At 72.1% G+C, this 6753-nt stretch carries 6 protein-coding genes and 2 rRNA genes; 5 read left to right on the forward strand and 3 right to left on the reverse strand.

From position 1 onward, the window contains the following. The first annotated feature begins 280 nt into the window (after window positions 1-280). From Q5762_RS13670 to Q5762_RS13690, 5 genes are read left to right on the forward strand one after another with little or no spacing between them, the layout of a single operon-like run. The gene (locus Q5762_RS13670) at window positions 281-1513 is read left to right on the forward strand and encodes a hypothetical protein (protein ID WP_315892313.1); all 1233 of its coding nucleotides are present in this window, start codon (window positions 281-283) and stop codon (window positions 1511-1513) included. 4 nt (window positions 1514-1517) lie between these two features. Beyond that, a complete protein-coding gene (locus tag Q5762_RS13675) occupies window positions 1518-2207 on the forward strand; it encodes a DUF4129 domain-containing protein (protein ID WP_315892314.1) in 690 nt (229 codons plus the stop codon). After that, on the forward strand, window positions 2204-3415 hold the full coding sequence (locus Q5762_RS13680) for a DUF4350 domain-containing protein (protein ID WP_315892315.1): 1212 nt from the start codon (window positions 2204-2206) through the stop codon (window positions 3413-3415). Before Q5762_RS13675 ends, Q5762_RS13680 begins: the two co-directional genes overlap by 4 nt. After that, window positions 3412-4395 (forward strand): MoxR family ATPase, encoded by a 984-nt coding sequence (locus tag Q5762_RS13685; RefSeq protein ID WP_315892316.1) that lies wholly within the window; start codon window positions 3412-3414, stop codon window positions 4393-4395. The genes Q5762_RS13680 and Q5762_RS13685 overlap by 4 nt, the downstream gene beginning before the upstream one ends. 12 nt (window positions 4396-4407) lie before the next feature. Further along, complete coding sequence (locus Q5762_RS13690) at window positions 4408-5718, forward strand: DUF58 domain-containing protein (protein WP_315892317.1); 1311 nt, start codon at window positions 4408-4410, stop codon at window positions 5716-5718. Window positions 5719-5787: 69 nt separating this feature from the next. Here Q5762_RS13690 and Q5762_RS13695 read toward each other — a convergent pair whose 3' ends face one another. The 3 genes from Q5762_RS13695 to Q5762_RS13705 all read right to left on the reverse strand — a co-directional run. Continuing rightward, window positions 5788-6291, reverse strand: coding sequence for a hypothetical protein (locus tag Q5762_RS13695; RefSeq protein ID WP_315892318.1), 504 nt, complete (start codon window positions 6289-6291; stop codon window positions 5788-5790). Window positions 6292-6487: 196 nt separating this feature from the next. Further along, window positions 6488-6604 (reverse strand): 5S ribosomal RNA (gene rrf, locus Q5762_RS13700). Between the two features lie 73 nt (window positions 6605-6677). Then, window positions 6678-6753 (reverse strand): 23S ribosomal RNA (locus Q5762_RS13705); the annotation flags it as partial.

Here is a 6753-nt window from a genome sequence, read left to right on the forward strand (position 1 = left end):
TGGCCCCCGTCGGCCGCCCTGAACCGTACCCCGAGCGCCCTCCCACGGCCCACGGATCGGAACGCCTCGCCACGGTTTACGCGCCCTGATGGGGCATCCGCCCCACTCCGCCCCCCGAAGCTCCCGCCAGGAAGGCGCGAAGGAGTTCCCGGCCCCGGCCCAATGGCGGGCCCCTCGTGGCACGATGGCTCCCGGCCCGCCGCCCCGACAGGGGATCGGCCACTGTGACCGCGCCGGCTCGCCGAGCCGGCCCCGCGACCATTCCACGAGGTGGACCACCGTGAACGACACTCCGGGCTGGACCTCGCCCGGATCTGCTCCCTCCGACGGCCAGGACGGTTCCGGGGTCCCCCGGCCCTCGACGCCCGGTGACGTGAACGGCTCCGCCCCCCAGTGGTCCAAGGACCAGCCGCCCGCCGGACAGTGGTCCCCGCCGACCGCCCCGGTCCCCGGCCAGGCGCCCGGCCCCCAGCCCGGCCCCGGCTGGGGCGGCCCGCCGCCGCAGGGGTACGGGAACTGGGGCAGGCCCCCGGCCGCCAAGCCCGGCGTGATCCCGCTGCGCCCCCTGGGCATGGGCGAGATCCTCGACGGCGCGGTGTCGACGATGCGTACCTACTGGCGCACCGTCCTCCCGATCACGGTCACCGTCGCGGTGGTCTCCCAGATCGCCGACATCCTCGTCCAGCGCTTCCTCATGCCGACGCCGCCCAAGCTCAACCCGGACCCGACGCCCGAAGAGGCCCTGGCCCAGCTCGGCGACTCCCTGCAGACGAGTCTCGTCGCCTCGATCCCGGCGATCCTCATCCTCATCATGGCCACGCTGGTCAGCGCGGCCCTGCTCACCGTCGTCATCAGCCGCGCCGTCCTCGGCCGCCCGGTGTCGCTCGGCGCCGCCTGGCAGGAGGCCCGCCCCCGGCTGCCCCGGCTCGTCGGGCTGACCCTCCTGCTGCCGCTGATGAGCGCGGGCATCATGCTGGTCGCCCTGCTGCCCGGCCTCCTCGTCGGCTCCGCGGCCGGCGGCGCGCTCGTCGGCCTCGGCGCCCTCGGCGGCCTGCTGGTCGTCATCTGGCTGATGGTCCGCTTCAGCCTCGCCTCCCCCGCCCTGATGCTGGAGCGACAGGGCATCGTCCCGTCGCTGAAGCGCTCCGCCAAGCTCGTCCAGGGCGCCTGGTGGCGGATCTTCGGCATCACGCTGCTCACCCAGCTGATCCTCTTGTTCGTCGCGGTGATCATCACCCTCCCGTTCGCGATCATCGCGATCGCCGTCGACGGCGACGGCTTCAGCGGGCTCCTCTCCGGCTCCACCCCGGAGTTCGGCTGGTCGTTCCTGATCATCACCGGTATCGGCGGAGTCATCGCCAACGCGATCACGTACCCGATCTCGGCCGGCGTGACCGTGCTCCTCTACATCGACCAGCGCATCCGCCGCGAGGCCCTCGACCTCGAACTGGCCCGCGCCGCCGGTGTCCCCGGCTACGGCCCCGCTCCGGACGACCCGGCCGCCGGGAGCTGATGGGGTGATCGACACGGGGGGCACGGTCACGGCGCGGCGGCCGATCCTGGGCGCCGACGACGTACCGGTGGACGTTCCCCGCGTCGCCGCCCGGGAGGCGGCGGAGCGGGAACTGTCCAAGCCGATGTACCAGGAGAGCGAGCCCAGCCTGCTCGAACGCGGCCTCGACCGCTTCTGGGAATGGGTCGGCGACCTCTTCCAGGCCGCGTCCGGGGCAACCCCCGGCGGGCTGCTCGGACTTCTCGTGATCGTCGTGGTCGTGCTCGCCCTCGTCGGCGTGCTCTGGTGGCGGCTCGGCACCCCCACGCGCACCCCCGCCACCGGGGACTCCCTCTTCGAGGACGGCCCCCGCACCGCCGACGCACACCGGGCCGCCGCCGCCCGGCACGCGGCCGCCGGCCACTGGAACCAGGCCGTCCAGGAACGGATGCGCGCCATCGTCCGCTCCCTGGAGGAGCGCACCCTGCTCGACCCCCGCCCGGGCCGCACCGCCGACGAGGCGGCCGCCGAGGCCGCCCGCACCCTGCCCGCGCACAGAGACGAACTCCGCGCCGCCGCCCGCTCCTTCGACGACGTCACATACGGCGGCCGCACCGCCGACGAGCCCGCGTACCGCCGCATCGAGGACCTGGACACGTCCCTGGAACGCACCAGGCCGAGCCTGGACACCGTCACCGCGGGGGCGCCCGAGTGAGCCGGCCGCGCACCAGCGCCACCTCGACCTCGCTCCCCCCGCGCCGGCTCTGGACCCGGGCCCGAGGCGTGCTCCTCGTCCTCGCCCTGATCATCATCGGCGGCGTCGCCCTGGCTGCCGTGCGCTCCACCGACCACCACGGCCGTCTCGACCCCCGCTCCGCCGACCCCGACGGCAGCCGCGCCGTCGCCGAGATCCTCAAGGCCCAGGGCGTCACCGTCCAGATGGCCACCACCCTCGACGAGGTCACCACCGCCGCCGGAGCCGACACCACCCTCCTGGTCACGACCCCTGATCTGCTGACCGGCCATCAACAGTCCACCCTCCGCCGGACCATGGCCGCGTCCGACGGCCGCACCGTCCTCCTCGGCGCCGGCGCCGCCTCGGTCAGCACCCTGACCCCGGGCGTCACCACGGCCACCAGCACCCCGGTGAAGGCCCGCGAACCGAAGTGCTCCCTCCCGGCCGCCGTCCGCGCCGGCAGCGCCGACCTCGGCGGCAAGCGCTACACCACCACCCTCGACGGCGCGGCCACCTGCTACCCCGCCGACGGGCAGCCGACCCTCGTCGCCCTCCCCACCTCCGCCGGCGGCGACACCGTCCTCCTCGGCTCCGCCGACCTCCTGACGAACGAACACCTCGACCAGCAGGGCAACGCCTCGCTCGCCCTGCAACTCCTCGGCTCCCGCCCCCATCTCGTCTGGTACCTCCCCTCCCTCACCGATACATCCGTCGCCGAGGGCACCCCAGAGGGCGAGACCCCCGACGGCACCACCGACAGCTTCCTCTCGCTCGTCCCCTCGGGCTGGCTGTGGGGCACGCTCCAACTCGCCCTCGCCGCCGTCCTCGCCGCCGTCTGGCGAGCCCGCCGCCTCGGCCCGCTGGTGACCGAACCCCTCCCGGTAGCCATCCGCGCCTCCGAAGCCACCGAGGGCCGCGCCCGCCTCTACCGCAAGGTCGACGCCCGCGACCGCGCCGCCACCGTCCTGCGCACCGCGACCCGCACCCGGATCGCCCCGCTACTCGGCGTCGCCGCCCAGGACGCCCACTCCCCCGAAACCCTCCTCCCCGCACTCTCCGCCCGTCTCCCCGGGACCGCCGCGGACCCACGGGACCTTCTCTTCGGCCCGGCTCCCGCCGACGACGCCGCACTCATCCGCCTGGCGGACCAACTCGACGCCCTCGAAAGAGAGGTACGCACCTCATGAGCGCCCCGACCCCCGAGACCGCTACGAACTCGGACAGCGCCCGCTCCTCCCTGGAGGCCCTGCGCACCGAGATCGCGAAGGCCGTGGTCGGACAGGACCCCGCCGTCACCGGACTCGTCGTCGCCCTCCTCTGCCGGGGCCACGTCCTCCTCGAAGGAGTCCCCGGCGTCGCCAAGACGCTCCTGGTCCGCGCGCTCGCGGCCACCCTCGAACTCGACACCAAGCGCGTCCAGTTCACCCCAGACCTGATGCCGAGCGACGTCACGGGCTCACTCGTCTACGACGCCCGCACCGCGGAGTTCTCCTTCCAGCCCGGCCCGGTCTTCACCAATCTGCTGCTCGCCGACGAGATCAACCGCACGCCTCCCAAGACCCAGTCCTCCCTCCTTGAGGCCATGGAGGAACGTCAGGTCACCGTCGACGGAACCCCCCGTCCGCTCCCCGACCCGTTCCTCGTCGCCGCGACCCAGAACCCGGTCGAGTACGAGGGCACGTACCCCCTCCCCGAGGCCCAACTCGACCGCTTCCTACTGAAGCTGACGGTCCCGCTGCCCTCCCGCGAGGACGAGATCAACGTCCTGACCCGACACGCGAACGGCTTCGACCCCCGCGACCTCCAGGCCGCCGGACTCCGCCCCGTCGCCGGCCCCGCCGAACTCGAAGCCGCCCGCGATGCCGTCGCCAAGACCTCGGTCTCCCCCGAGATCGCCGGCTATGTCGTCGATATCTGTCGTGCCACGCGTGAATCCCCCTCACTCACCCTCGGCGCCTCCCCACGAGGCGCCACCGCCCTGCTCTCCACCGCCCGCGCCTGGGCCTGGCTCACCGGCCGGGACTACGTCACCCCGGACGATGTGAAGGCCCTGGCACTGCCCACCCTCCGCCACCGCGTCCAACTGCGGCCCGAGGCCGAGATGGAGGGCGTCACCGCCGACTCCGTCATCAACTCGATCCTCGCCCACGTCCCCGTACCCCGCTGAGAACGGCGCCCCATGGCCCTCACCGGACGAACCGCGCTGCTCGCCGCCCTCGGATCGCTCCCCGTCGGCATCCTCGCCCCCAGTTGGACGGGGATGCTCGCCGTGAACGCGCCCCTCTCACTCGCAATTCTGTGCGACTACATGATGGCCGCGCCAGTGCGAACGCTCCGGTTCACCCGAAGTGGTGACACAACAGTTCGACTGGGTGACGAGGCAGCGGTCCAGCTCACCGTCACCAACCCCACAGGCCGCCGCCTCCGCGCCCAGCTCCGCGACGCCTGGCCGCCCAGCAGCTGGCTCCCCGGCACCGAACAGACCGCCTCCCGCCAGAAACTGACGGTCCCGGCGGGCGAACGCCGCCGCATCACGACATCCCTCCGCTCCACCCGCCGAGGCGACCGCCACGCCGCCCGCGTCACCGTCCGCTCCTACGGCCCCCTCGGCCTGGCCGCCCGTCAGGGCAACCACACCGTGCCGTGGACGCTCCGCGTCCTGCCGCCGTTCACCAGCCGCAAGCACCTGCCGTCCCGGCTGGCCCGCCTCCGCGAGCTCGACGGCCGCACCAGCGTCCTCACCCGCGGCGAGGGAACCGAGTTCGACAGCCTGCGCGAGTACGTCCCAGGCGACGACACCCGCTCCATCGACTGGCGGGCCACGGCACGCCAGACCACCGTCGCCGTCCGCACCTGGCGCCCCGAGCGCGACCGCCACATCCTGATCGTCCTCGACAGCGGCCGCACCTCGGCCGGCCGTGTCGGAGACGTCCCCCGCCTCGACGCCTCGATGGACGCGGCCCTCCTGCTGACCGCCCTCGCCTCCCGCGCCGGCGACCGCGTCGACCTCCTGGCCTACGACCGCCGCCTCCGCGCCCAGGTCCAGGGCCGCTCAGCCGGCGACGTCCTGCCCGCGGTCGTGAACGCCCTGGCCCCGCTGGAACCGGAACTCGTCGAGACGGACGCCCGCGGCCTCGCCGCCACCGCCCTGTCCCGAGCCCCCCGCCGCTCACTCCTGGTCCTCCTGACCAGCCTCGACGCCGCCCCCATCGAAGAGGGCCTCCTCCCGGTCCTCCCCCAGCTGACGCAGCGCCACACCGTCCTCCTGGCCTCGGTCGCGGACCCGCACACCGACGACATGGCAGCCCGCCGCTCCACGATCGACGCCGTCTACGAGGCCGCCGCCGCCACTCAGGCCCAGACCCAACGCCACCGCACAGCGGACCAGCTCCGCCGCCACGGCGTCACGGTTGTCGACGCCACCCCGGAGAACCTCGCCCCGGCGCTGGCCGACGCCTACCTCGCCCTGAAGGCCGCCGGCCGCCTGTAGCCCCCACAGCGACCGGTGGCCGGCGCGGAGAACAGCCCGCACCGGCCACCGACCATGCTTCTCACCCGATCAACGGAACACGACGGAGGCCTCCCCGGCCGCCGCACTGAAGGAACCCGGGCACAGGAACGAGCCCGAGACCTTGTTCGCCGTGAACGGCCTGTTCAGATACTTCCTGGTCTCCCCATCGCGATTCCAGACGATGTTCGTCACCTTGTAGCGGCAGGAGACGAACGACTGCTGCCCGGTGATGTCGATGGCATCGGTCGTCGCGGTACCGGCGGCGTCGTCGAAGGTGAAGGCCGGGTTGTTGTTGAGCGAGGCCGTGATGCCCCCGCCGCAGGTGAGATTGCCACCGGGCTTGTTGATCGTGGCCCGGTCCACGGTGAGCGCGCTCGGCGGATTGGCACTGGCGCTGGCATTGGTCCAGCTACAGGTGTTCCCCGAAACGACGATCACGCCGTCGACCTTGCCCTCGGCGGCGGTGTCGGCCGCATAAGCCGACGTGGGGACACCGATGCCGGCCGCGATCACCAGCGCGATCAATCCAGTCAGTGTGGGGGTGTACTTCATGTCGCTCCTCCTTGCCACAGCGTTGTGGGTGGGGGGAATCCAAGCCGCTTGGCGGGGCCGCCCGGATTCGGAGTGCGCACGAAGGGTGTCACAACCAGCTTGACATGTCATGCCCACTTCAATTTTTGGCTGAAAGTAGCCGAACGCAAAAATGCCTCAACCCCCGGACATGGTCCAGGGGTTGAGGCTAAAGATTGTTCGGCGGCGTCCTACTCTCCCACAGGGTCCCCCCTGCAGTACCATCGGCGCTGAAAGGCTTAGCTTCCGGGTTCGGAATGTAACCGGGCGTTTCCCTAACGCTATGACCACCGAAACACTATGAAGTTGACCAACCGGATGACAACACGGTCGTTACTTCAGAACTAACACAGTGGACGCGAGCAACTGAGGACAAGCCCTCGGCCTATTAGTACCGGTCAGCTCCACCCATTACTGGGCTTCCACATCCGGCCTATCAACCCA

Source organism: Streptomyces sp. P9(2023), from assembly GCF_032436795.1.
Lineage (GTDB): Bacteria > Actinomycetota > Actinomycetes > Streptomycetales > Streptomycetaceae > Streptomyces.